The 391-nt window shown below is 55.8% G+C and carries 1 protein-coding gene; it reads left to right on the forward strand.

Going from position 1 to position 391, the window contains the following annotated elements; genetic code table 11:
- Positions 1–130: 130 nt before the first annotated feature.
- Positions 131–391 (forward strand): hypothetical protein (locus tag ACN8M7_RS25975; protein ID WP_490262631.1); only part of this gene is annotated, 261 nt, incomplete at its 3' end.

Genomic DNA, 391 nt, shown 5'->3' on the forward strand with positions numbered 1-391 from the left:
CTCCCTTGCAAGCCGCGACCTGGTTGAAGTTGTGGGTCAACGACGGTTTGCTAAAGCGCGGCCAGCTATTACACGAATGACCCGGAACCTTTAGGCTAGCGCTCTCTCTTTGGCCACTCCGAGCGCTTCTATGACTCACCGCATCATGCATTTCAAACAGCAAGCCTTGCTTGACCCGGAGACCTATCAGGCAATGCTGGCCGACGGCGTTGGTCACTGGGAGCGGCTTGCAGGAGAAGTCGTCGGCATAGAAGACGAAAAAAGCCACGAGTTCGCTGCATTGAAAAGCCTGTTCAAGCGCAAGCGGTACTCCTATGACACGCTGGAAATGCGCGAGCCAGGCGATCACTCAAACTGGCTTCGCGGCCGAGATGGTTCAGAAGGTATGACC

Source organism: Pseudomonas spartinae, from assembly GCF_965197125.1.
In the GTDB taxonomy this organism is placed as follows: domain Bacteria; phylum Pseudomonadota; class Gammaproteobacteria; order Pseudomonadales; family Pseudomonadaceae; genus Aquipseudomonas; species Aquipseudomonas composti_A.